This window comes from Bacillus sp. NMCN1, assembly GCF_002998085.1.
Lineage (GTDB): Bacteria > Bacillota > Bacilli > Bacillales > Bacillaceae > Bacillus.
On sequence record NZ_PVQL01000003.1, the window covers coordinates 210879 to 237057 of the forward strand.

Below are 26179 nucleotides of genomic sequence, written 5' to 3' on the forward strand. Positions count from 1 at the left end.
AGATCAGTCATAAAAACGGGAAGGGAGGATGAAATAGATGAGTTCATTTAAAAGGGATCAAGTTCAAGACATGTATTATCTGTCACCGATGCAAGAAGGAATGCTGTTTCATACCCTCCATCACCAAGAAAAGGGCTTTTATGTAGAGCAAATGGATATGAACGTAAAGGGCACACTGCGTCATGACTTACTTGAGAAAAGCATGAATGTCATCGTGGAGCGGTACGATATTTTTCGTACCGTATTTCTCCACGAAAAAGTGAAGCGCCCTGTCCAAGTTGTACTGAAGAAACGTCCTTTTACACTTGATGTGGTGGACATGCAGGATCTTTCTGAAGACGAACAGTTTGAACGTATTGAGACATTTAAACAACAGGATCAGCTGAGAGGATTTGATCTCTCGAAGGATTCTCTCATGCGGGCATCCGTTTTCCAAACGGGCCCTGCCAGCTATCGCTGGATATGGAGCTATCACCATATCCTTCTTGATGGCTGGTGCTTTGGGCTTGTGGTGCAGGAGTTATTTGCGATTTATCATGCACTTTTGCATGACGTCCCTTACAAGCTGGAACCGGTCAAACCATACAAAGAATATATTCAATGGCTGGAAAAACAAGATAAACAAGCATCACTTCAATACTGGCAGCAATCATTAGCCGGGTTTGATGGACAATCAACCTTTAAAGAACAGAGAAAACAAACGAATGAACATGAATTAGGCGAAATGGAATGGTCGATGAGCAAGGAAGAAACGGCTGCTTTATCAGAGTTAGCGTTCCAGCAAAATGCGACGTTAAGCAGTGTGCTTCAATCAGTCTGGTCAATTCTGCTGAGCAGATATCAGCGTTCAAATGATGTGCTGTTTGGCACGGTTGTGTCGGGACGTCCGGCAGATTTGGCTGGCGTTGACAGAATGGTTGGCTTGTTCATCAATGTCATCCCAAGAAGAATTCAGCTGACAGATGACATGACATTCCGTTCTCTTCTGTCAGAAACGCAGCAGCAGTCTCTTGCAGCCGAGCCGCACCAATATATTCCGATTTATGATATTCAGGCAAAGACAGGTCATCAGCCACTCATTGATCATATTGTCGTGTTTGAAAATGTCCCAGCCGCAAAGAAGGACGAGCAAGAGGCGCGATTAGGATTTACTGTGGAAAACATGAATGTGTATGAAAAATCGAACTATGATCTCAATTTGCTGGCATCACCAGGAGAACAATTGCAATTGAAGCTGGCCTTTAACCAAAAAGCATTTGAGCCTCAATTTGTCCATCGGTTAAAGGAGCAGCTGAGTCTATTGATGAGCGAGGCGATCAAGCATCCTGATCAATCGGTTCATACACTTACACTTGTCACGAAACAGGAAAAGCAGCTAATTTTTGAGGAATGGAATGCGCCTGAGCTTGAGCATGACCAGCTGTATTTGTCGAAATGGTTTGAGCATAATGTCCGCAAACAGCCGAATGCGGTGGCATTATCAGCAGGTGAGCACACGATGACATATGCGGAGCTGAATGAACAAGCCAATCGATTGGCAAGGCATTTGCAAAAAAATGGGGTCACGCATCAAACAGTCATCGCCATTTTAGCCGACCGCACGCCTGAACTGATTGTCAGCCTGCTGGCTGTCTTAAAAGCAGGTGCGATCTATGTACCAATTGATCCCGATTATCCAGAAAGCCGCATTCAATACATGCTGAAAGACAGCGGGGCGACGCATCTTCTGACTCACTCATCCTTTATCGGTCAGGTGAAGGCACTTGCGTTTGATGGTACGTATCTGTTTGCAGATGATCAGGAAATTTCACTGATGAGCTCAGAGAATCTTCTGCTAGAAGCAGGCTTACACGATACGGCTTACATCATGTATACATCTGGTACAACAGGTCATCCAAAAGGCATCATGACGACCCATTCCAATATTGCCCGGGTGGTCAAAAATACGAACTACTTAACCATTTCAGAAACAGATACACTGCTGTCACTATCCAACAGCGTATTTGATGGCTTTACATTTGATGTGTATGGCGCACTTTTAAACGGAGCGAAGCTTGTCCTGCCGAAAAAAGAGACCATTTTAGACATGGGCGAGCTGACGGGGCTCATTAAAAGGGAAAACATTTCTGTCATGTTTGTTCCGACTGCATTATTTAATCTTCTCGTTGATGAAGAAACAGACTGGATGCGCAGTGTGCGCAAGGTGCTGCTTGGAGGAGAGCGGGCATCGGTACAGCATGTGAGGAAAGCCTTTGATGTCATGGGGAAAGGCAGACTCATCAATGTCTACGGTCCAACCGAATCAACGGTCTTCGCCACATATTATCCAGTAGATGAGGCTCTGCCGGTAGAGACGTGCTCTATTCCAATCGGAAAGCCGCTCAACCAGACGGGTGCTTATATATTGAGCCAGCACAGGCAGCTTCAACCGATTGGAATGGTCGGAGAGCTTTGTCTGAGCGGCAAAGGGCTTGCGAAGGGGTATTTGAATCGTCCTGATCTGACAAAACAAGCCTTTATCGCCCATCCGTTCGCTGCGGGAGAAAGGCTGTATCGTACGGGAGACTTGGCTTATTTTCGAGCAGACGGTTTGATTGAGTATGCAGGCAGAGTCGATGATCAGGTGAAAATTCGCGGTCATCGAATTGAGCTGACAGAAATTGAAGCCCACCTTCTCATGCATCCAGGCGTAAAGCAAGCGGCCCTAATTGCTGATCAGCATAACACGCAGCATACAAGGCTGCTCGCTTATATGACGTGTGAGGAGGAGTGGAAGGACAAACTCGATGTGATCAAGTCAGGGCTGAAGGAAAAGCTTCCGGCTTATATGCAGCCTCATGAGCTGATCAGACTTGAGAAAATGCCGCTTACGCCAAATGGAAAGGTTGATAAACGTCAGCTGCCAAAGCCAGAGGCGCCTCAAGGAAACCGCCATGTGAAGCTTCCGGTAAATCAGGTAGAACAAAAGCTGCTTGTGATGTGGCGGGAAGTGCTTGAACGAGAGGATATCAGCACAGATGACCATTTCTTTGAGCTTGGCGGACATTCATTAAAAGCGATGTCACTTTTATCCAAGGTGTCGAAGGAATTCGATGTTCAGATGCCCATTCATTTGCTGTTTGAGACGCCTACCATTGAAGCAATCAGCCGTTATATTCAACAGCAGGATCAGGAAGCCGCAGGCTATCTTGTATTCAATGAATCTCAAACGCCAACAGTCTTTGCTCTCCCGCCATTACCAGGCTATGGCTTTATTTATCAGGAAGCCGCAAAAACGCTTGATGGTGTTCGTTTGATCGCCTTTGACTTTATTGAAGCCGATCATCGAATTTCGCAATATGTTCAGCATATCCAGCACCTTCAGCCTGAAGGACCGCTGACTTTGATGGGATACTCTGGCGGGTGCTACCTAGCCTTTGAGCTTGTTCAATCGCTCGAACAAGCAGGGCGGACCGTCGAAAAGGTCATCATGATCGATTCCTATAAGAAAATAGGAGAAAGTGATTTAGAAGGACGATCCATTGATGACGATATAGCAGCGATCGTCCATCAGTCGCAGCAAAGTGAACTTGCCCAAGCGGAGCTCATCCAAGACGCGCTTGCTCAAAAAACGAGGGCCTACTATGAAACTTTTGTTAAGGGGGTGAATCAAGGAGAGATACAAGCAGACATTGACTTCATCCAATCCGAAGAGCAAATTGCGATACCAGACTGGATGGAAAATTGGGAAGCTGCGACGACTGGCGCTTATCGACAATATCAAGGCTATGGTCAGCACGCTGACATGTTCAAAAACAAAGAATGTGCCGCTCAAAATGCACAGCTGATCCAAAAGATAGTCCATCATAAAAATAGAGAAGCAGTCTTGTAAACTTTAGATTAGGCAGGGGTGCACACTGGCAGCCCTGCCTGACAAAAAAGGAAAGGAATTCATATGAAACCATCAACCATTAATCAATCGAATGTACATGAATCAATGGATACGATTTTACAAGATGTACAGAAAACCATTTTACAAACCAACGAAATCGAACGCTTCGCTGTTTTTTCTCGTGAAAAAACCATCCGACCTCGGCCATATCACCTCTCTCATTTATTTCTCGACCATCACATGGAGCAGGAGGCCGCAGTTGAATGGATACAGACGCAAATGGCTTCGCCTGCTTTAGCGGACATGCCTCCAGCCATTTCCTATGGGGGGGATCTAGATGTTAGTGCAGGAGCTCAAACCTTGCAGGACGCTCTAACTGAGGCAGCCAAAACGACAAACGGGCTGACTTATATCATCAATAGTGAAAATGAACTCACGCAATCCTACGCACAGTTAAAGGAGGATGCCGAACGGGTTCTGACGGGTTTAAGGGCACTAGGGCTTGAGCCAGGTGATCCTGTCTTCTTTCAATTTTCATCGAATCATGCGATGGTCACGGCCTTTTGGGCATGTGTGTTAGGTGGATTTGTCCCAACACTTGTATCGGCAGCCCCGACCTATCGGGAAATGAATGCCTCAGTGAAGAAGCTTCATCACGCTTGGAACCTGCTTGAGCACCCGCTCATTCTCACGGATGACTCGCTGATTGATGAGGTGCAAGGCTTAGCTTTACTGTGGCATACAGATCAATTACGTGTCGCAGCCGTTGAACCGATGCTTACTTTAGAAAGAGATCTAGAAGCACACCCAGTCACGCCCGATGATTCCGTCTTTTTTATCCTAACGTCTGGAAGTACGGGGATGCCCAAATGCGTAGAGCATTCGCATAGAAGTGTGCTGGCAAATGTCAAAGGAACAGTAGCAGCCAATCAATTTACACAAGGGGATGTCTCGTTAGACTGGATGCCGTTAGATCATATTGGCGGCATTGTGATGTTCCACCTTGTTAATGTGTACACAGGCTGTAAGCAGATTCGGGCAAGGACAGATGACTTCATCGCTCAGCCGCTGCGCTGGCTTGACTGGATGGACCGCTATCGTGCAACGAAGACGTGGGCACCTAACTTCGCATTTGCGATGATCAATGATTATGAGAAAGAAATCTCTTCGGGGTCATGGGATCTTTCTGCCATGACGTGCATGATCAATGGGGCAGAAGCGGTCGTACCGAAGACGATTCACCGGTTTTTACACCTGCTCGCTCCGCATGGCTTAAAAGGAGACGTCATCAGACCAGCTTTCGGCATGTCTGAAATCTCATCAGCCGTTGTCTTCTCTTTTGCGATTGAGCGGGGAGATGAAAACAGCGGGGTTCTGACCTTTGAGGAAACATCGCTGACAGATCAGCTAAGACCAGCGGAGGCACGTGAGACAGGAACCGTCAGCTTTACAGAGCTGGGGAAACCGATTCCGGGTATCACGATTCGTATCGTCAACCATGAGCATGAGCTTCTTCCCGAAGATCATATTGGCAGCGTGCAAATCAAAGGGCCGACGACGATGAAGGGCTATTACAAGAATGACGAAGCGAATCAAGAGGTTTTTCAAACAGAGGGCTGGTTTCACACAGGTGATTTAGGTTTTCTGCACGAAGGAAGACTGACATTAACCGGTAGAGAAAAAGACATGATCATCATCAACGGGAAAAATTATCACAACTATGAGATTGAAGCCATGGCAGAGGAAGTTCCAGGCGTAGAAACGAGCTTTGTGGCTGCTTCCTCCGTTCGGATGGAGGCATCTGCATCCGATGAACTGATTCTCTTTTTTACACCGAAGCTGTATGAGCCTGCTTATATCATGAGGGCAAGCCAGCACATTAAAACCCATATTGCGACAAAAATGGGCCTTTATGCATCGAGGATTATCCCTGTCCAGAAGCATGCCTTTCCGAAAACAAGCTCTGGAAAAATAGAAAGGGCACAGCTCAAGACAAGGTGGCAGGAAGGTGAATTTGACGAAATCATCAAGGAAATGGACATCAGACTTGAAAATGAACACACCTTGCCTGACTGGAGTTATCAAAAGAAGTGGACACCTGCTCCGTTTCATGAAACTGAAAAGCAAACAGCAGGGGACATAGTGATCTTTGCAGATGCATTAGGGCTGGCAGATCAATTGAGATCCCTCTCAAACAATGAACAAACCTATATTACGGTTGAACCGGGTCAAGCATTCACACAACTCACACATACTCACTTCATCATCCACCCGAATCGGCCGTCAGACTACGAACAGCTCTTTGAGTCGCTCCGTTCGTATGGCGTTTCGGTGAAACAAATCATTCACCTTTGGAACTACACAGACAAGGAAGACACACTTCAAGCGGCAATGGCGAAGGAAGCGCAGAAGACTGGCAGCATGAGTGCATTATATGTAATAAAAGCGATTGCCGCTTATGAGGAACCTGTAGAGATCACCTTTGTCTCAGCTCATGCGATGAATTTGCCAGAAGATCAAACGCATCATGTAGAAAAAGCAACGACAACAGGATTGATGACAGCTGTACAGCATGAATGGCCGTTTATCAAGGTGCGATGTCTTGATTTTTCTCTAACAGAATCGGCTGACCGTTCTCATGCATCAGCGATCATGACAGAGCTTACACAGGACACAAGCCATCATATTGCTGCTTACCGCGAAGGTGTTCGTTATATTCCTCTTTTATCACCGCTACATCTGGAAAAAGATCAAAAGAGGAAGAAACCTCCATTTGAATCATCTGGGCTTTACGTGATGACAGGCGGGCTTGGCGGAATTGGACGGATGCTGAGTGAACACCTTCTGACGTCCTATCAAGCGCATCTTGTGCTACTTGGAAGAAAGGCACGAGAGGCTTTATCTGCGGAGCAGCAAGACGTATTAACCTCACTTGAGAAACAAGCGGAAAAGTGCGGCGGCATAGTTTTTTATGAAGAAGTGGACATGACGGACGCAAAAGACATTGAAGCCATTATCTCAAGACAAGAGGCGGCTCGGGGCAAAAGGCTACATGGCGTGATTCATTTCGCTGGCATCATTCAAGAGGATCTGCTTGCTGATATGACGACTGCGTCCTTAGATGAGATGTACGAAGCAAAGGTATATGGCACGATTGCGCTTCATGAAGCGGCTTCTAAACGGCAAAATGTCTTATTTCTTTCTAGCTCGTCAGCACGAACGTTAAAGGGCGGGATGACCGTAGGCGCTTATTGCGCTGCCAATGAGTTCGTTGAACAATTTGCTCATTATCAAAGGCTGACATCTACAGTGAAGCCGTACTGCTTTAGCTTTAGTATGTGGGATGAGATCGGAATGAGCGAAGGATCGATGATCAAAGGCATGTTAAAAGAAAGAGGCTATCTTCCGATTCCAAAGCGGGCGGGCATTCAGACGATGCTGGCATGTTTGCTGACAGATGCGCCTCTCATTTATATAGGATTAGATCGGTCGAAGCAAGACATTCAAGAAATGAGCCAAGCGGAGAGGCAAACAGAGCAAGCCGTGTATGTCTTTTTTAAAACCGACAAAACAAAGGCCATTGAAGAACGGCTGTATCAGTCCATTTATACGTGTTTGCAGTCTCATCTATCTAATGAATATTCCGTTCATCTATTTCCTGAGGAATACTGGAAAGAATCAGAGGATGGCGTGCCGGATGAAGCGCATTTCAAAGCATTCATTGAGGAAAGTGGACAGGATGCAGAGGACAGAGCGCCTCAAACGGAGACGGAGAAACTTTTGGCAAACATTTGGTCCGAGCTGCTTGATGTCTCAAATGTCAGCTGCGGTGATCATTTCTTTCTACTCGGGGGTCATTCGCTCAAGGCAACGCAAATGCTATCTGCGGTGAGACAAAGAATGGGATTTGACGTGCCGCTTGCTGTTCTTTTTGAGCATACGAGACTTGGGGAATTAGCGGAATGGATCGATTCGCATGCAAAAGCGGATGAAGCGGTGCAGGTGCGGAAAATGGAAAAGGGGCAGGAGATTCCGATGTCCTATGCCCAGCAAAGACAGTGGTTTCTTTATCAATTACAGCCCGATCTTCCATTTTACAATAATACAATTTCCTTTCGGATGAATGGACCTTTAGATGTGAAGGTGCTTCAGCGCAGTCTTCAGCAAATGGTGCAAAGGCATGAATCGCTCAGAACTTCCTTTACCATGAGCGGCGATGAACCGGTGCAGATCATACATGGGCATATGACCCTTCCAGAGCTTGAAGTGGTGGATCTATCAGATCTGACAGCACAGAAAGAAAAAGAACAAAAAGCGGCTGAATGGGCAAAAAGAGAGGCGGGCACACCTTTCCGCTTAGAGCATGATCCGCTCTTTCGGGTAAAACTGATTCGGCTGTCTGAAACAGATCATTTGCTGCTGATGTCCATTCACCACATTGTGTCAGATGGCTGGTCGGTTGGGATTGCCGCAAGAGAGCTGTCTGAGTGGTATACAGCGATGATTGACAAGAGAGAGCCTGATCTTTCGCCGCTGCCAATTCAATATGCGGATTACGCCCTATGGCAGAAGGAGTATTTGACTGAAGAGACGCTGCAAAAGCAGCTTTCCTATTGGAAGGAGCAATTTGCGGTCCCTGTAGAAGATTTGGTTTTGCCGTATGACTACCCGAGGCCGGCCGTTCAATCCTATAAGGGAAAAACGAAAAAATACCACTTGTCGAAGTCGTTATCTGAGCAGCTGGCTGCCCTTTCTAACAAGACAGACAAAACCCTTTATATGACGTTACTGACTGCCTTTTCTACCTTGCTGCATCGATTATCTTCACAGGATGAGTTTGTGATTGGATCAGTCATTGCTGGGAGAAATCGGACGGAGATGGAGCATCTCATCGGATTCTTCGTGAATACGCTGGCACTTCGGATCGATCATAGCGGGAATCCTGCTTTCACTGAACTATTAGAGCGGGTGAAAGAAACAACAATGGGCGCCTATGCGCATCAGGATGTGCCGTTTGAAATGGTCGTAGATGAGCTGAATATTGTACGTGAGGCTGGCAGACAGCCGCTGTTTCAGGTCATGTTCGTTCTGCAGAACCTGCCGCTTGAAGCTTCTCCGATGGGGGAGGCGACATCCGTTTTAGCCATTGAAGATAACGATACCGCCAAATTTGATCTATCCCTGTTTGTTTTTGAAGGGGCGGAGGGTCTTCAATTAAAACTGGAGTATGATGTGGACTTATTTTCTGACGACACGATGGATCGGTTCCTTCGGTACTACGAGCATCTGCTTGAGCGTATTTGTGAAAATCCAGCGCAGCCGATTAGACAAATGAATTACCTGCCAGAAAAAGAGAAGCATCAGCTGCTCTATGAATGGAGCGGGAAAACGGATCAGCCTGCAGGCCCGCTTCTTATCACGGAACGATTTGAAGCGCAGGTGAGAAAGTCACCCGATGCCATCGCTCTCGAATTCGGGGAAGAGCAGTGGACGTATCGCGTGTTACAAGAGAAAGTAGACCGGCTTGCCGCTTATTTACAGCAGCGAGGTGTGACGCCGCATGAACCAGTAGGGCTGCTCATCGACAGGTCGCCTGAAATGATTCTTGGGGTGCTGGCGATTGTGAAAGCAGGAGGCGCCTATGTGCCAATTGATCCTGAATATCCAGATGCCCGCATTGATTATATGCTGAGGGATACAGGTATTCAGCTGTTACTGACAAAAAATGAATGGCTGAAAAAGGTGTCAATCAGTCAAACCGAACTCATTTGTCTTGATGAGGGATATGAAGAATTTTTATCAGAAGCAGAGCTCATACCTGCTGCCTTAAAACCTGATGGACTCGCTTATATCAATTACACGTCAGGATCAACTGGACACCCAAAAGGGGTTTTGATCCCGCATCAAGCAGTCATCCGGCTTGTCTGTGAAACAGATTATGTCACCCTTGATGAACATACGCGCATTTTACAAATCGCCAGCTTCTCCTTTGATGCCTTTACGTATGAAATATGGGGAGCCCTTCTAAACGGAGGAAGGCTGATCCTGACCGATCGAAATACGATTTTATCAATGGATACACTGGCTGACACGCTGAAATCATACAAGATTACAACAGGATTTCTGACGGTGCCGCTGTTCAACCGATTGATAGAGGAATATCCAGAAGCCTTATCTGGATTCGATGCCTTATTGGTCGGTGGAGATGCGCTCTCAGCTGCTCATATCCGCAAGGCACTGCCGTATTTACCTGACGGGCTTTTAAACGGCTATGGACCAACTGAGAATACGACGTTCTCCTGTGTGCATCACATTCGCTCATTAGACGAAGGGCAGGCGACAGTTCCTATCGGTCAGCCAATTGCTTATTCACAAGCCTATGTATTAGACGACCAGCTGCAGCCGGTTCCGCAGGGTGTCATTGGAGAGATCTACGTTGGCGGAACAGGGCTGGCACTCGGCTACCTTGGAGATGAAGAAAAAACATCGCAATCATTTATCCCGCATCCTTTCCAAAAAGGAGCGCGTTTATATAAAACAGGTGATATGGGCCGCTGGCTCCCAAATGGTCACATCGACTGCCTTGGAAGAATCGATCATCAAGTGAAAATTCGCGGACACCGCGTCGAATGCGGAGAAATTGAAGCCGCTATGTTGAAGTTTGATGACATCACAGAATGTGCCGTTATCCCGCATCAGCACGAGAGTGGTCATAAGCGATTGATCGGTTATTTTGTCCAAAAAGGCAGCATGACCACGCAAGACATTCGCCAAAACTTAAAAGACATACTGCCAGATTATATGGTGCCAAGTCTATTAATAGAGCTCGAGGAACTGCCGCTCACGCCAAACGGCAAGGTAGACCAAAAGCGTCTCCCGCCGCCAGAGTGGAGACAGGAAGAAGTGGACAAACCAGCAGATAAGGCACTCAGTGAGGAAGAACGAGTGCTGGAAAAAGTGTGGACTCAGCTTCTTGGCACTCCTTCAATTGGTGTACATGATAACTATTTTGAGCTTGGCGGAGATTCCATTATTGTCATACAAATGGTGGCACGCCTAGCACAGGAAGGCTACATCATACAGCCGAGAGATGTATTTGAAAAACAGACCATTTCGCAGCTGGCACGCGCTATGAAAAGAGCGGATGTGTCTGTGTCCTATGATCAATCGCCTGTTACAGGAGAAGTTCGTCTGCTTCCAATCCAATCTTGGTTTCTTGAGCAATCGATGATAAACCAGGATTATTGGAATCTATCAGCACATATTGAATTCAAGCAATCCGTACAACCCAAACAGTTGTCACAGGTTTTCTCAAAGCTTGTCGATCATCACGATATGCTGAGAGCCATTTATACAAAAGCAGCGGATGGCACATGGATTCAAACCATTCGTGCGCCTGGCATCACCCCTTGTGTCACATTCTTTGATTTGACGGATGTTTCTCATGAGGAAGCGCTAGAGCAAATTCGCTTGGAGACAAGCGCTTGTCAAGGAACATTGTCATTAGAGCGGGGAGAAGTGATTAAAGCCATTCTTTTTCAGACAAGTGATCGTACGTCTGAACTCTTTATGGCAGCCCATCATCTTGTAATGGATGGAATATCGTGGCGCATCATACAGGAAGATTTATTAAATGGATTGAAGCAGCTTGCAGCAGGGCAGGAGATCACACTTGCAAAGAAAACCGCTTCCTATCAGCAGTGGGCAGATGCACTCTATGAATATGCACAAACCGATCAATTACAAGAGCAGGTTCCTTTTTGGCAAAAGATCATGGATCAAGAGGAAGAAGGTTCTCCTTTTCAAACACCTGCGCTTTCTAATATAGAAGAACATGCAGAGATCCTGTCCGTTCAATTGACGAAGGATCAAACAGACATTTTACTAAGGCACGCATCACAAGCGTACCGAACAGAGGTCAACGATTTACTCTTATCAGGACTTGCGCAAGCTGTTGGAAAGTCAATATTGATTACGTTAGAAGGGCACGGACGCGAGGATTTATTTGAACAGATGGATTTGTCACGGACAGTCGGCTGGTTTACAAGCTCTTATCCTATTTTTATTCCTTTTATTCAAACCGATGTGGAAAGACAAATCAAAGATGTCAAAGAAACCTTAAGAGCTGTGCCGCAAAAGGGGATCGGTTATGGCTTGCTTCAATACATGTCAGCATCTCGCTTACACAAAACAGCAGCGCCGCAGATGAGTTTTAATTACCTTGGACAGTTAGATCAAATAGATGGTGAGGCAAATCTGTATTTAGCAGATGAACGAAATGGACATGTACATGATCCAAAAGCAGAAAGACAGCATTTGATCGATGTATACGGATACGTTGTCAGTGGTCAGCTTCAGATGAATTTTATGATCAATCGTGAACTGCTTCAGGAGGAAGAGGTGCGTCAGTTACCTGAACGGTTTAGAGAAAAAATGGAGGACATTCTGACGCATTGTAAAGAGACAAAAGGCGGCTTTACGCCATCTGATTTTCCAATGGTCCAGCTTACGCAAAAGCAAATAGATGAGCTCCCGCTTCCAGATCATGTGGTGGATGTGTATCCACTATCTCCGATGCAGCAAGGGATGCTGTTTCATGCACTGTTAGATCAAGCGTCACAAGCGTATTTTGGTCAGGTGCATATGACGCTCGAAGGCTTAACAGACGGCGAAACCTATGAAAAAGCATGGAATCTGCTTGTAGAACGTCATTCGATTTTGCGGACAAGATTCGCTTGGGAGGGGCTAAAGGAGCCTGTCCAGCTGATTCAATCAGAAGGAAGCATTCACCTCACTCAGCACAATGTGCGCCACCTGAGTGAAACGGATCAGAAGGAAACCATTGAGCATTATTTACAATCCGATCGTTCAAAGGATTTCGAATTAGAAGATGCGGCTGAACCGCTTATTCGTATCGCTTTGTTCCATCGTGACGAGAAAACATGCACGTTTGTTTTTAGCTTTCATCATATTTTAATCGATGGCTGGAGCCTGTTCGGCTTAATTGAGGAATCCTTTTCAATGTACCGCTCTCTTGTGGATGAACGAGAGATGAACCTTCCTGCTGTGCGTCCATATAAAGATTTTATTGAGTGGCTGCAAAAGCAGGATCAAGAGAAGGCGCAAGAGTTCTGGAAACATTATATGTCAGGAGTGGAGGAAGCCACACCACTTCCTGGGGACGGAGAGCAGACTTCGGATGAAGGAGCAGGTATTGATCAATTTAGTATCAAACTGACGCCTGAAATGCAGCAGAAGCTGGAGAAGATGACAGGGACACAGAAGGTCACGATGAGCACACTGATTCAGGCGGCATGGGGGCTGCTATTGCACCTTCATTCTGGCTCAGAGGATGTCGTGTTCGGTGTCACAGTATCTGGCCGGCCGGCGGATTTACCAGAGGTTGAAAGCATGACAGGGCTCTTTATTAACACCTTGCCGCTCCGTTTGCCAATCACACCAGACAGGACCATTGCCGAGCTGCTTACGCAGACGCAGGAAACGGTTTTTCACATGCGAGAATTCGAGTATACCGTACTGCCAGATATTCAGCAGATGACCCAAATTCCGAATGGAGAATCATTGTTTAACAGCATTGTCGTGTTTGAAAACTATCCGATTGAATCAGTAGAGCCGTATGGTGTACGAATCTTAGACATAGCAAGTCATGAAGAAACAAACTATGACCTGACCCTTGTGGCTGTACCGGGAGATACGCTGGAGCTTCGGGTCACATACCGCTTCAATCAATATACAGAAAAACAAATACAATCGCTGATGCAGCAGCTGATCCACACACTTGAAGCCATGACAGAACAAGTGGAGACGCCACTCTCTTCCTTCACGATCGTAACAAATGAAGAAAAAGAGCGGATGATCACCGATTGGGCGAAAAACGCGCAAGTCAGCGTGCTGTACCCAGATCAAGAAGAGGTTTATTCAGGTGTACACGATCCTTCGTGTGAGACGGAAATATATGTCCTGAGCGAAGAGCATCAGCTCATGCCGGTAGGATTTTCTGGAGATATTTTTATCGGTGCAAAGGATATCAAAGCACTTTGCGGGGAGCTTGCCGATTGGATGGAGACGCATAAAATTCCGCACCCATTCAAACATCAAACAGGTGAATACCTCTATCCGACAGGGGATGTCGGCGTTTGGATTGAAAAAAACAAGATTCAGATTTTGGATTGGATGTAGGAGGAGAAGAACGATGTTAGTGAGTAGACGAAAAGGACATGCAGCAAATCATATCTTCAGAATCAACGGAAAACGAATCGATCTGAAAGCATTAGAACAGGTCATGATGCTTCATTTTCCGCTAAAGGAATGTGCACTCATCCCGAAGAAAAATGAAGAAGGCAGCCTCTCGCTTGTGCTATTTGCACAGGCGAAGGATCCTTCGCTGACAAGAGAGGACTTGATGAAAGGCCCGCTTCATCCCCATGAAGTACCAGCCGTTCTCGTCTTATTGCCTTCCTTGCCAAGGGCAGAAAGTGGAGCAGTCGATACAGAAGCATTGCTTTCGATTGAAATCATAGATGAAGAGGAATTAAGAAAGATAGAAGAGCGTACCAAAGCCATAGATGGAGTGGAGGAAGCGGCCGTTTTCATTGAAGGTCAGACAGAAAAACAATCGGTCTATCACCTCGATGACCTGTTTCCTGATCGACAGCGTACTCAAGGGAACGTACCGATCTCTAAGACTGAAGTGGTCGAAACAAAGCAAGCATCCGCTCATGAAAAGCCGCCCGCACTTGTGTATGGCGGGGATGTCATGAAAAAACCAGGCACTCCTGTCACACTGACAGAGGTGCTGATTCGATCAGCCTTTATGTCACCTGACCGCGGGGTGACCTATATCAAAGAAGGCGGGCGCACGTTGACCCAAACCTACCCTGAGTTACTCACAAACGCAGAACGGGTTCTGTCTGGTTTAAGGAAAGCAGGGCTGACAAACGGCGATCAAGTGTTACTTCAATTAAAAGATCATCAAGATTTCATCACCGTGTTCTGGGGCTGTATTCTCGGTGGCATCATTCCGACCCCAGTCTCTGTGCCGCCTGTTTATAATGAGATGAATCAAGGAGTGAACAAGCTCAAGGGCGTGTTTCAGCTGCAAAATAAACCGTTCATTATTACAAACGAAGCAAGTGCTGAGGACATTGCTGGGCTGCGTGAAACATTTGAGGCAAAAGAAATACCTATTTTAACAGTAGAAACATTGCTTGCGTGTGAACCGGATGAACAGCATTATGAACCAGAGCCGGATGAGCCTGTGCTTCAGTTGCTGTCTTCAGGAAGTACGGGTGTGCCTAAGTGTATCCGTCATAACCATCAAAGTATCTTATCTCGAATCATCTCCTTTGAGCAGACAAATGGCTTTACGCATGAGGATGTGTCGCTTAACTGGATGCCGCTTGATCATGTAGGAGGCATTGTCATGTTTCATGTGCATGACGTCTACCTTGGCTGCCAGCAGATTAGTCCATCCATTGATCAATTGATCGAGCGGCCGATGGTGTGGCTGGATTGGATAGAAACATACGGCGTCACAAGGACATGGGCACCGAATTTTGCTTTTGCCATGATGAATGAATATGAGGATGACATTCGCAAGGGGAGCTGGGATCTCTCCACACTGACTTATATCATGAATGCAGCCGAAGCGGTTGTGCCAAAAGTGACGCAGCGCTTTATGCATATCATGGGTCAGCACGGATTAAGCCGCCATGCGATGGTGCCGGCGTACGGCATGTCTGAAACATCCTCAGCCATTGTTCAATCAAAGAAATTCATGCGGCATGGTGATCAGGATGGACAGCTGACGATTGATCAGACCTCGTTAACAGGTGAGATCCAATACGTGGCGCAAGATCATCCGCACAAAATGACGTTTACAGAAGTCGGTGCACCCATTCCGTCTGTATGGATTCGGATTGTAGATGAACATCACCATGTACTGCCAGAAGATCAGGTCGGGCGCTTGCAGGTGAAGAGTCCAACGATTATGATGGGCTATTATCAAAATGAGGAAGCCAATCAAGAGGTATTTAACGAAAATGGCTGGTTTCACACAGGGGATTTAGGGTTTATTCATGAAGGGCGTCTTGTTCTGACAGGTCGAGAAAAAGACATCATCGTCATCAACGGAGCCAACTATTTGAATTACGAAATTGAAGCGGTTGTGGAAGAGGTGGACGGGGTTGAAGTCACCTTTGCCGCTGCGTATGGCATATACAATCCCGAATCAAGCAACGACACGCTTGCCGTCTTTTTTGTCTCGCAAAAGGATTCGATAGAGGAACAAATCACGATGATTCAGCAGATTAGAGAGGCCATCATTCGAAAGATCGGGATAGAGCCTGATCACATCATTCCGGTGAAAAAAGACCAATTTCCGAAAACAGAGAGTGGGAAAATCCAACGTGCCCAATTAGGTGCGGCTCTAAAAGATGGCGTGTTCCGTGACGTTGAACGGGCACTGGATCTTGCTTCTGAAAATGAACAAACACTGCCAGATTGGTTTTTCAAACGCACTTGGGCAAAGGAGCATATTGGTCCGTCTCAGCCTTCTGCTGATCATGTACTCGTTTTCGAGGATGAAAAAGGGCTTTCCCAATCGCTTTACGCACAATTAGAACAAAGAAATCAGTCCTATGTTTCTGTGAAAAAAGGGCATGAATTTTTGCGTCTGTCCAAAGGAATGTACCAGATGAATCCGAGAATCAAGGGGGATTATGTCAGGCTCGCTGCAGCACTTGAAGCAGATGAACTAAAGACAGGGCACGTGCTCCATCTGTGGAATGTGACAGACAAAGAAGCCATCGTTAAGCCTGCTCGGTTCAAAGAAATGCATGCGAGTACCAATCAATCTATTTTGTACTTGTATCAAGCTTGGAGACAAGAAAACAAAGAGCCAGTCCGGCTTGTCGTGGTGACAAAGGGTGGTCAATTTGTTAGCCCTGAAGACGATCTCCATGTGGAGAAAACGTCGCTCGTTGGTTTATTAAAAACCATCCCGCAAGAATGGGAAGGAGCAGAGGTGTCCCATATTGATATTGAAGCGGAGCATGTGGAACAGGATGCAAAGCACATTGCTGAAGAGCTGTCAGCGATTCATATAAAAGCAGAGGTGTCATACCGAAACGGGCACAGGTTCGTTCCAAAGCTGGAAAAAGTCGATATGATGGAAGCGCCTCAAACAGAAGGGTTTTTAGAATATGAAGGTCTTTATTTATTGACTGGAGGACTTGGCGGTATTGGATTTGAGCTGTCTAAGCAGATGCTCCAATTTGGTCTAAAGCTCGTCTTGATTGGAAGGACAACTCTGGAAGGCAGCTTGGAAAAGAAAGAGGCGTTCTCCCAGCTAAAAGGCCTCGGTGACGTCATCTATGTACAAGCGGATGTGACCGATTTAGCTGACGTCGAGCGGGCAATTTACAAAGCAGAAAAACATTTTGGTCAATCCATCCGTGGTGTTCTGCATTTAGCCGGGGCTGGCAATGTGTCAGAGCATTTTCAGCATGCGGATAAGTATACACTGGCTCATACGTCAGAAGAGGATTTCACAAAGGAGCTGTCAGGGAAAGCGGATGGAGCGTTTGTCCTGCAGGAAGCCTTCAAGCATGACCCGGCAGTACCGCTCGTCTTTTTTGGATCAGTGAATGGCTTTTTTGGCGGCACAACATTCGGGGCATACTCTGCAGCCAACAGCTTGTTAGATGGACTTGCGCACGCTCTCACCTTTCAAGAAGAAAGACGAGCGATTTCATTGAACTTCAGCATGTGGGATAATCTTGGTTTGTCTAAGGGACATACAGGAGCAGCGCTAACCATTCGCAAGGGATTTCAATTGATTGGAAAGGAGCAAGGTCTCCATTCATTATGTCTAGGTGCCCGGCTGAATGAAGCGCATCTATTTATCGGACTAGACGGAGCCAATCCAGAAATTGCTGAATATCTTCAGCCAGCACCAATACCGACTTTTGAGAAAAAGCTTTTTTACACGGTTCAGCCTGGCAAAGAAGTGCATGTTGAAGATATCGCAGGCGTAACAAAAGGTGACTGGGATATTCAGCAAGTACAAGAAATACCGAAAAAACAAGATGGCTCTATTGATCATGAAGCCCTCAAGCTGAATCAGCACAAAAATGGACAACCCCTTGAAAAGCAATTGCCAGAAACGAAAACAGAGCGAATCCTTGCTGCCATATGGGAGGACATTTTAGACGTTGATCGTGTGTACAAAGAGGATCAATTCTTTGACCTAGGCGGGCATTCATTAAAGGCGACTCAAACCATTTCTCGGATCAATCATGAATGTTCAATCAAGGCGCCTTTAAAAATATTATTTGAAAGCAAGCATCTGGCACATCTGGCACAAATGGTTGATGACATCAAAGGGGCACCGGCTGTTCAGGATGCTAAGATTCCAAAGCTGGAAAAGCTAACAAGCTATGAGCTGTCACATGCTCAGAAGCGTATTTGGTTCTTATCCACATTAGAAAAGAGCCATCATTACAATATATTAGGTGCTTGGAAACTGACAGGACAACTGCACATTCAAGCGTTAACGAAAGCGATTGGTCTGTTAACGAAACGTCATGAAGCCCTGCGTGCAACATTTAAATCGCTTGGCGGCAAGCCGGTTCAACTGATACGTGAAGACCTTCCGTCATCCGTCACAGTTGCGAACTTCTCATTATTTAATGAAAAAACAAGAACGAGAAGGCTCAAGCAGCTTATTCAGCAAGAAGCGAACCGCATTTATGATCTAGAAAGAGGGCCTCTTTCGCAGTGGACGATTGTGGATATGGGCAATGAGGAATATTATCTTCTTTGCGCCCAGCACCACATCATTTCAGATGCATGGTCGCTCAGCCTGCTCATTCAGGAGTTAGAAGTGGCATATGACGGGCTTCTTGCAGATGAATCGCCGCAGCTCCCGGCGCTCGAAATCGAATGGACAGATTATGTACACTGGGAAAATGAACAATTAAAGCATCATCAAGGAGATCAAACCTATTGGCTCAAGACCTTACAAGGTGAACTTCCAGTGCTAGAGCTGCCGTTTGACCGCCCTCGTCCGCCAGTTCAAACATTTAACGGAGCTACAGAGCAAATCGTACTGGATGAACCGCTTATCCGCCGTTTGCAGGCTTTGTCCAAGCAGCAGGGCACAACGCTCTTCATGACGATGCTGTCAGCCTACTACGTCCTGCTTCACAAGCTGTCAGGACAGACAGATATTATCATTGGCTCACCGATCGCAGGGCGCGATGCCAAGCAATCAGAGAAGCTCGTTGGAATGTTTGTGAATACACTCGCGCTGAGACAGGATATCTCCACAGCAGATACATTTGCTGATGTCATGGAAAGCGTGAAAGAGATGACGTTAAAAGCATTTGAGCATCAGCGTTATCCATTTGACAAGCTTGTCGATGATCTTTCGTTAGATAGAGATTTAAGTCGATCGCCTATTTTCCAAGTGGCCATGGGTTATGTAACAGATTCACTCAATGTAAATCTCAAAGGGCTGACAAGTGAACATGTAATGGTCCATCATACAGTGTCGAAATTTGATCTCACCCTGCATGTATTTGAACAAGGAGATCAGCTGTCGATCCATGTGGAATACAATACAGATTTATTTGATCAAGAGACCATCCATCGTTATATGAATTATTATCTTCATCTGCTAGATGGCATGACGGCTCAGCCTGAACGTACATTTTCTGACTATTGCATAATGGACAAAGCAGAACAGGCTGCCATGATTATAGGGAAAAACCAAACGGCTACGCCGTATCCAAAACGGACAATTCAAGAGCTGTTTGAAGAACAGGTGCATCGTGATCCGCACCGCATTGCCTTGTCCTATTTGGAAGAGCACATGACGTATCAAGCCTTGGATGAGAAGGCAACACAGCTTGCTGCTTACTTGCAGTCAAAAGGAATTGGACCAGGTTCACTTGTACCGATGCTTTTTGATCGTTCCTTTGACATGATTGTCTCGGTGCTTGGTATCGTCAAGTCTGGTGCAGCGTATGTTCCGATGTCACCTGAATATCCAGATGCACGCATCCGCCTTATCATTCGCGATACGCAAAGTGATGTGCTCATCACTCAGTCTCATTTTGCGAATCGTCTAGTAGACTTTACAGGTACAAAGATTAATATGGACAAGCCGTTACCAGAAACAGATGCAGTGTATCAAAGAGAACAATCGATCATAGGGGAAGACCAGCTGGCCTATGTCAATTACACATCAGGCTCAACAGGTACACCAAAAGGCGTGATGCTTCCCCATGCAGGAGTTATCCGTCTGGTTAGAGAAACAAATTATATTAAACTAGGTCCAGATGATAAGATGCTTCAGCTCTCAAACTATGCTTTTGATGCCTTTACATTTGAGTTGTGGGGAATGCTACTGAATGGCGGTCAGCTGATCCTGATTCCCAAATATGCCGCACTGAATATGGATGAATTATCACGGCTGATCAAAACGCATCAAGTGACAGCCAACTGTCTGCCAACCGCCTTATTCAATCGGCTGGTGGAGCACGATCCAAAAAGTGTAGCTAGCTACCGCACATTACTCGTTGGCGGAGAAGCGATGTCTAGTGAGCATGCCCGAAAGGCACTGCCGCATATGGAAGGTGTGCTCATCAATGCTTACGGTCCAACAGAAAACACAACCTTAGCAACAACACATCAAATCACCGACATGCCAGAGGACGCAAGGTCAGTCCCAATTGGTGTCCCGGTATCGAACTCAACTGTCGTCATACTAGATGATGCGCTCAACCCGGTGCCAGCAGGCGTCAAAGGAGAAATCTATATCGGCGGCACAGGGCTGGCAAAAGGATACCTTCATGATCCAGAGCGAACGCAGGAGCGGTTTATTAACAATCCATTTCCTGAACTAGGAGGAGACAGGCTGTATCGTTCAGGTGATCTTGGTACATGGCGTTCAGATGGCACCATTGAATATCTCGGCCGAAAAGACAACCTCGTAAAAATTAGAGGCTACCGGATTGAATGTGGAGAAGTTGAGACAGCGCTCCTGAAGCATCCGCAAGTAAAGGAATGTACAGTCATCGCCAAAACGTATGGCAGCTCTAAACGGCTCGCTGCCTACCTTGTCACAGATGGAGAGAATCCTGTTCCAGGCTGGAAAGCTTTTTTGCAGGAAAGCCTGCCAGGCTACATGATTCCAAGTTACTTTATTGTAATGGAAGAAATGCCAGTCACAACGAACGGAAAGGTTGATCAAAAAGCACTGCCAGAGCCGACAGAAACGCTCTCTCTTTCCAAGGGGGATGACAAACCAGTCACCGAAACGCAGGAACAAATTGTCACAGCTTTCAAGGAAGTGCTTGGTGTCAAACAAGTAGGCATGCATGACTCATTCTTTGATCTAGGCGGCGATTCGATTATGAGTATCCAGGCTGTTGCCAAATTAAAAGAAAAGGGGATTCGTGTTGATCCAAAATGGATTTTCATGCATCCAGAACCGGCTCAGCTAGCCGCACATGTGGACGCAATGCCAGAGGCAGGGGAGCATGTCGAAAGGTCTCCGAAGGACTATGTGATCGAGCTGAAAAAAGGTGATCCAGCCGAACCGAGGATTTTCTTTGCACCGCCTGCCGGTGGAACGGTCATGGGCTATATCGATGTTGCTAAGCTGATGACACATCAAGGTGCTGTTTATGCCATGCAGTCTCCTGGCTTATATGAGGATGAAGAACCGCAATTCCTTCATTACACAGAGCTTGTCACCATTTTTATTGAAGCCATTGAGACCTTCTATCGACCTGGCATTGACTATCTAGCAGGGCATTCAATGGGCGGGCACCTTGCCTACGGAATGAATCAGCGGCTCTGCCATGCAGGAAAAGCGCCGAAAGGATTGATCATTTTAGATACGGTGCCAGTGCTAAGAGATGAGGCCGATCAGGCGCTCCATGCCGATATGAACGAAGAAGAAGTGAAAATGCTTGCGCTTGTCCTTGGAATGGGGAATCTCGTCGGCATCCAACCAGAAGCATTACAAGGGCTGAGCTTCCAAGAAGTGAAACAGACAATACTCAAAGAGGCAGAAAAGGATGAAGTGGTTCATCAATTTATGAATGATCAGTATTTAGATAAATATTTGCAAATGCAAACGCATAATACGATCATGTCACAAGCCATTGAATTAGAAAAAGAACCATTCCCTGTGCCGTTTTATATTGTACAAAGCAGTGATCACGCCATCGATTTCCAGAAGAAGTTCTCAGACTGGGAGGCTTATACGAAAGGATCGTGCTCCTATTATCACATCAAAGGAGATCATGTCACCATGATGAAAAGGCCGCAGGCAGATGATCTGGCACGGATTCTTCAAACGATTATAAAGGGGTAAGGACGTATGAATCAGTTATTTAAAACCTTTGAAAAAAGATCAGACCTTATTCAGCTTATTTGTTTTCCTTTTGCAGGTGGTTATTCCGCCTCGTACCGCCCGCTTTTTGAACAGCTAAAAGGCACTGCCGAAGTAACAGCAGCAGAGCCCCCAGGTCATGGAACCAATTTCATGCCGCTCGAAACGAGCATTGACCGATTGGCTGAGCTGTACAAAGCAGGGCTCACGGGCAACCTGAACCGCCCATTTATCCTGTTCGGACATTCCATGGGAGGACTTGTCGTGTATAGACTGACGCAGCTGCTAGAAAAGGAAGGAATTGATCCTGCAGCAGTCGTGATCTCAGCCATTCAGCCGCCGCAAACAAAACGACAGATTCTGACCCATTTATCGAATGAAGCATTTGTTCAGCATATTGCCGAAATGGGCGGGATTCCAAAGGAATTATTAGAGAATAAACCAATGATGGATTACTTTACGCCATCCTTACGTGCAGACTATCAGGCGCTGGAAACCTTCGAGCACAAAGATCAATCCGTCATCGAAACACCCGTTTATTTATTCAATGGAATAAAAGATGAAAAATGCATGCAAGATGCAAACGGCTGGCTGCCATGGGCAAAAACCATCGAACGCACCAATTTCGATGGAGGACACATGTACATCAACACACACCTCGAGCACTTCGCAGAACAGATGAGACATGTGATGGACCTTGCAGCCAAACAACAATTAATGAAACATTAAAAGAAAGCGGTCCTCGTTAAAGGGACCGCTTTTTCTTATGAATTTCGCTTCTTCACCACATTCCCGCCAATCACCCCGCCAATGACCAGCACACCTCCGATGAGATGATACCAATCGATTGTTTCATGTAAAATGAGAACCCCAGCGGCGACCGTAATAAACGCAGATAAATTGTTAAAGATGCTGACCTTTGCCGCTTCAAGCTGAGAGAGGGCGAAGTTTGATAAATATGCCGTGAGAAGTGAAGAAAGAATGCCTAAAAAGAGCATCGACCATAGAAAGGATGGTTGTGTAAATGGGCTGAAAAAGTGCGGCATTGTCCCGTTTACCGAATGCCGAATGAGCGCAGCGGCATTGAAGAAGACAAATCCAAAGAATGTCATCACGAAGGTGAGTTCAATCACATGGAAGCGCCGTGTAATCACCCGGGCAAATACACTATATGCGCTGGATGATAAGGCTGAAAGCAATATCAGTACATAGCCGATCATGTGTGAATGCTTTACATCAATTCCCTTCATGACAAAGAGAAGCATTACCCCGCACACAGAAAGAATGGTAAACAGCACTTGTATCCATGTCGCGCGTTCCTTTAAAAACCACGCTGCTAGCACCATCGTCAGAATGGGAATCGTTGCCTGGATAATACCAGCCTCTGACGAAGAGGTATACATCAGCCCCCATACTTGAAAAGCAAAAAACAACACAGGGTAAAGCAAGGAAAACGGTACGATGTAGAGAAGATCACGCCATTGAATAGAGAGACGGTTCTTCTTTCGTAAAAATGGATACAGCAATAGTGCGGCTGCAAAAGAAATCGTAAAGCGGTGTGCCAATAAATCGATCGGGTTTGCTGATTCTAATGCAATTTTGACAAACAAAAATGAAAAACCAATAATCGTGGCGTAGCCTATCGCGGCAGCATACGCTTTCTGTTTTGAAATGTTCACAACTTGACTCCTTACACGAGCATGCATGCTTCAGTTGAATTGACCGGTTCTGTTCTTCTATCGTAATCGGATCATCTAAGGTGTACAATAAGAGAACATGATATCTGTACCGGTACAAGGAGGAAGCGGTGTGAGGAAATATGATCAGCTTGTTCTCAGCTTAAAAGAGAAAATGGCGTCTGGTGAATACAATGCTGGCATGAAGATCCCTTCCATTCGCCATTTAGCGGCTCAATATGCAGTGAGTAAAAGCACTGTCATCAAAGCACTGGACACATTGGAACATGAACATCTGCTTTATTCTGTGGAAAGAAGCGGCTATTATGTCGTGAAAACGAAGCAGTCAGCGGGTAAACAGGATAGCACATGGATTGATTTTGCTTCATCTGCACCTGATCCCGTTGTGTTTCCATATGTCGATTTCCAGCATTGCATCAACCAAGCGATCGATTTGTATCAAAATGACTTGTTTATTTACGGCACAGCCAACGGATTACCATCGCTGCTGCCAGTCATTTCAAAACGATTAATGGATTATCAAGTATTTGCAAATCCAGAACAGATCGTCATGACCTCTGGTATTCAACTGGCGTTATCCATTTTAAGCACCATCCCTTTTCCGAATGGAAAACAGACCATACTAGTCGAACAGCCTGGCTATCACCTATACCTCCGATATTTAGAGAAAAATCAATTGCCTGTGCGGGGGATTCAGCGGACGGAAAAGGGAATTGATCTTCAGGAATTGGAGCGTATCTTTCGAGAAGAGGAGATTCGTTTTTTCTATACGATGCCAAGGTTTCAAAACCCGCTTGGAACGAGCTTGTCAAAACAGGAGAAAAGAGCGGTTGCAGCCCTTGCTGAGACATATGATGTCTATATCGTTGAAGATGATTATATAGCCGATTTAGAATTCGACGCAAAAAGAGACCCGATCTATTCGTATGATCAAGCGGGTAAGGTCATTTATTTAAAAAGCTTCTCCAAAATCATCTTTCCAGGACTTCGAACAGGAGCAGTCGTCTTACCTGAGGAGCTGATTGGACCTTTTAGCGAACACAAACGGCTCATTGATATCGACAGCTCCATGCTGTCACAGGCAGCCTTAGAAATATATTTAAAAAGCGGGATGTTTGAACGGCATCGAGAAAGAATGCAGACAACCTATCGCAACCGATCCAAACAGCTGGTGACTTGCCTGAAAAATGGTCAAATCGCTTATCAACTGGGAGAAGAGGAGCCAGCTACCCATACACATCTTCGTGTCGATCGATCAATTCCGATGAACCAGCTCATTCAGCAGCTGAAAAAGGCATCTGTTTCCGTTCAGTCAATCGACCGCCACTACCTGTCGACCCATCAAAAAGACCCCATTCTTCAGCTGAACATCTGGCATGTGAAAGAAGACCAAATCACACGTGGAGTCGAATTGCTAAAGACAGCACTTCATCAAATTGGGCGATATTAAAGACGGGACAGCACATCTCTGCAAGAGAGTGTTTCAACGCTCTCAGCCGCAACAGGCTTTCGTGTGCACACCGCCATTTGGTAGGCAGGATCGAGTGAGTATGTTTGAACAAAGCAGGTCGCTTCATGATCAGGTAATGTCAAAGTGGCCTGTCCATCCTCAGACAGACGGGCTGTAAAGGACGAAAGACCATAAGATAATCCCTTTCCAGTCAGCTTGATAAAGGCCTCCTTCATAGACCAGAGATGAAAGAAGTAGGCTTCCTGTCGTTCTGCGGGCTGTGAAAGTAAATCCTCATACTCATCTGCTGAAAAAAATCGTTTAGCAATCGCTAGATCAATCGGTTTGATCTCCTCTATATCAATACCTACGGGTGCATCATCTATTGCGCATACGACCCAATCACCAGAGTGAGAAAGATTAAAATGAAAAGAAGGAATGTGCCGGACGACAGGCTTGCCATTGCCCTCTGTTTCAAAAATGATCTGATCAATAGGCAGATCGTACATATCATGGATCATTTGACGAACCAGCACCTCACCTAACAGGGTCCTTCTTGCATCGACCAAAAAACGAAAGCGCTCAGCCGCAGCACGCTTTTCAGGTGAAACAAAGGGTTTCAGTTGATCGATTTGTTTTCGTGCATTGATTTCATCTAATTGTTGTAATTGAATAGCGAAAATCTTCATAATGAACCTCAATTTTTTACATTGATTGTACCATTTGAGAGCGCC

At 46.0% G+C, this 26179-nt stretch carries 7 protein-coding genes; 5 read left to right on the forward strand and 2 right to left on the reverse strand.

All coding sequences use genetic code 11. The features are described from left to right. Positions 1–37: 37 nt before the first annotated feature. The 4 genes from C6W21_RS15665 (at position 38) to C6W21_RS15680 (ending at position 23027) form a co-directional block, all read left to right on the forward strand. Positions 38–3871 (forward strand): non-ribosomal peptide synthetase, encoded by a 3834-nt coding sequence (locus tag C6W21_RS15665; RefSeq protein WP_106051153.1) that lies wholly within the window; start codon positions 38–40, stop codon positions 3869–3871. A gap of 63 nt (positions 3872–3934) precedes the next feature. Beyond that, the gene (locus C6W21_RS15670) at positions 3935–14071 is read left to right on the forward strand and encodes a non-ribosomal peptide synthetase (protein WP_106051154.1); all 10137 of its coding nucleotides are present in this window, start codon (positions 3935–3937) and stop codon (positions 14069–14071) included. 13 nt (positions 14072–14084) lie between these two features. Beyond that, on the forward strand, positions 14085–22280 hold the full coding sequence (locus C6W21_RS15675) for a non-ribosomal peptide synthetase (protein ID WP_106051157.1): 8196 nt from the start codon (positions 14085–14087) through the stop codon (positions 22278–22280). Positions 22281–22286: 6 nt separating this feature from the next. Beyond that, positions 22287–23027 (forward strand): thioesterase II family protein, encoded by a 741-nt coding sequence (locus tag C6W21_RS15680; protein WP_106051160.1) that lies wholly within the window; start codon positions 22287–22289, stop codon positions 23025–23027. Between the two features lie 35 nt (positions 23028–23062). Here C6W21_RS15680 and C6W21_RS15685 read toward each other — a convergent pair whose 3' ends face one another. Further along, positions 23063–24004: a DMT family transporter gene (locus C6W21_RS15685; RefSeq protein WP_223249611.1), complete on the reverse strand. Its 942-nt coding sequence runs from the start codon at positions 24002–24004 to the stop codon at positions 23063–23065. Between the two features lie 103 nt (positions 24005–24107). Here C6W21_RS15685 and C6W21_RS15690 point away from each other — a divergent pair, with 103 nt between their 5' ends. Continuing rightward, positions 24108–25445 (forward strand): aminotransferase-like domain-containing protein, encoded by a 1338-nt coding sequence (locus C6W21_RS15690; protein WP_106051166.1) that lies wholly within the window; start codon positions 24108–24110, stop codon positions 25443–25445. Here C6W21_RS15690 and C6W21_RS15695 read toward each other — a convergent pair. Then, entirely contained in the window at positions 25442–26134 is a 693-nt protein-coding gene (locus C6W21_RS15695; protein WP_106051494.1) for a 4'-phosphopantetheinyl transferase family protein, read from the reverse strand. The two genes, C6W21_RS15690 and C6W21_RS15695, sit on opposite strands and share 4 nt — an antisense overlap. Between the last annotated feature and the right edge of the window lie 45 nt (positions 26135–26179).

What these genes read in the sequence shown, in the direction of transcription:
- C6W21_RS15665 (WP_106051153.1), top strand. Translation starts at nt 38, where the DNA reads ATGAGTTCATTTAAAAGGGATCAAGTTCAAGACATGTATTATCTGTCA.
- C6W21_RS15670 (WP_106051154.1), top strand. Translation starts at nt 3,935, where the DNA reads ATGAAACCATCAACCATTAATCAATCGAATGTACATGAATCAATGGAT.
- C6W21_RS15675 (WP_106051157.1), top strand. Translation starts at nt 14,085, where the DNA reads ATGTTAGTGAGTAGACGAAAAGGACATGCAGCAAATCATATCTTCAGA.
- C6W21_RS15680 (WP_106051160.1), top strand. Translation starts at nt 22,287, where the DNA reads ATGAATCAGTTATTTAAAACCTTTGAAAAAAGATCAGACCTTATTCAG.
- C6W21_RS15685 (WP_223249611.1), bottom strand. Translation starts at nt 24,004, where the DNA reads ATGCATGCTCGTGTAAGGAGTCAAGTTGTGAACATTTCAAAACAGAAA.
- C6W21_RS15695 (WP_106051494.1), bottom strand. Translation starts at nt 26,134, where the DNA reads ATGAAGATTTTCGCTATTCAATTACAACAATTAGATGAAATCAATGCA.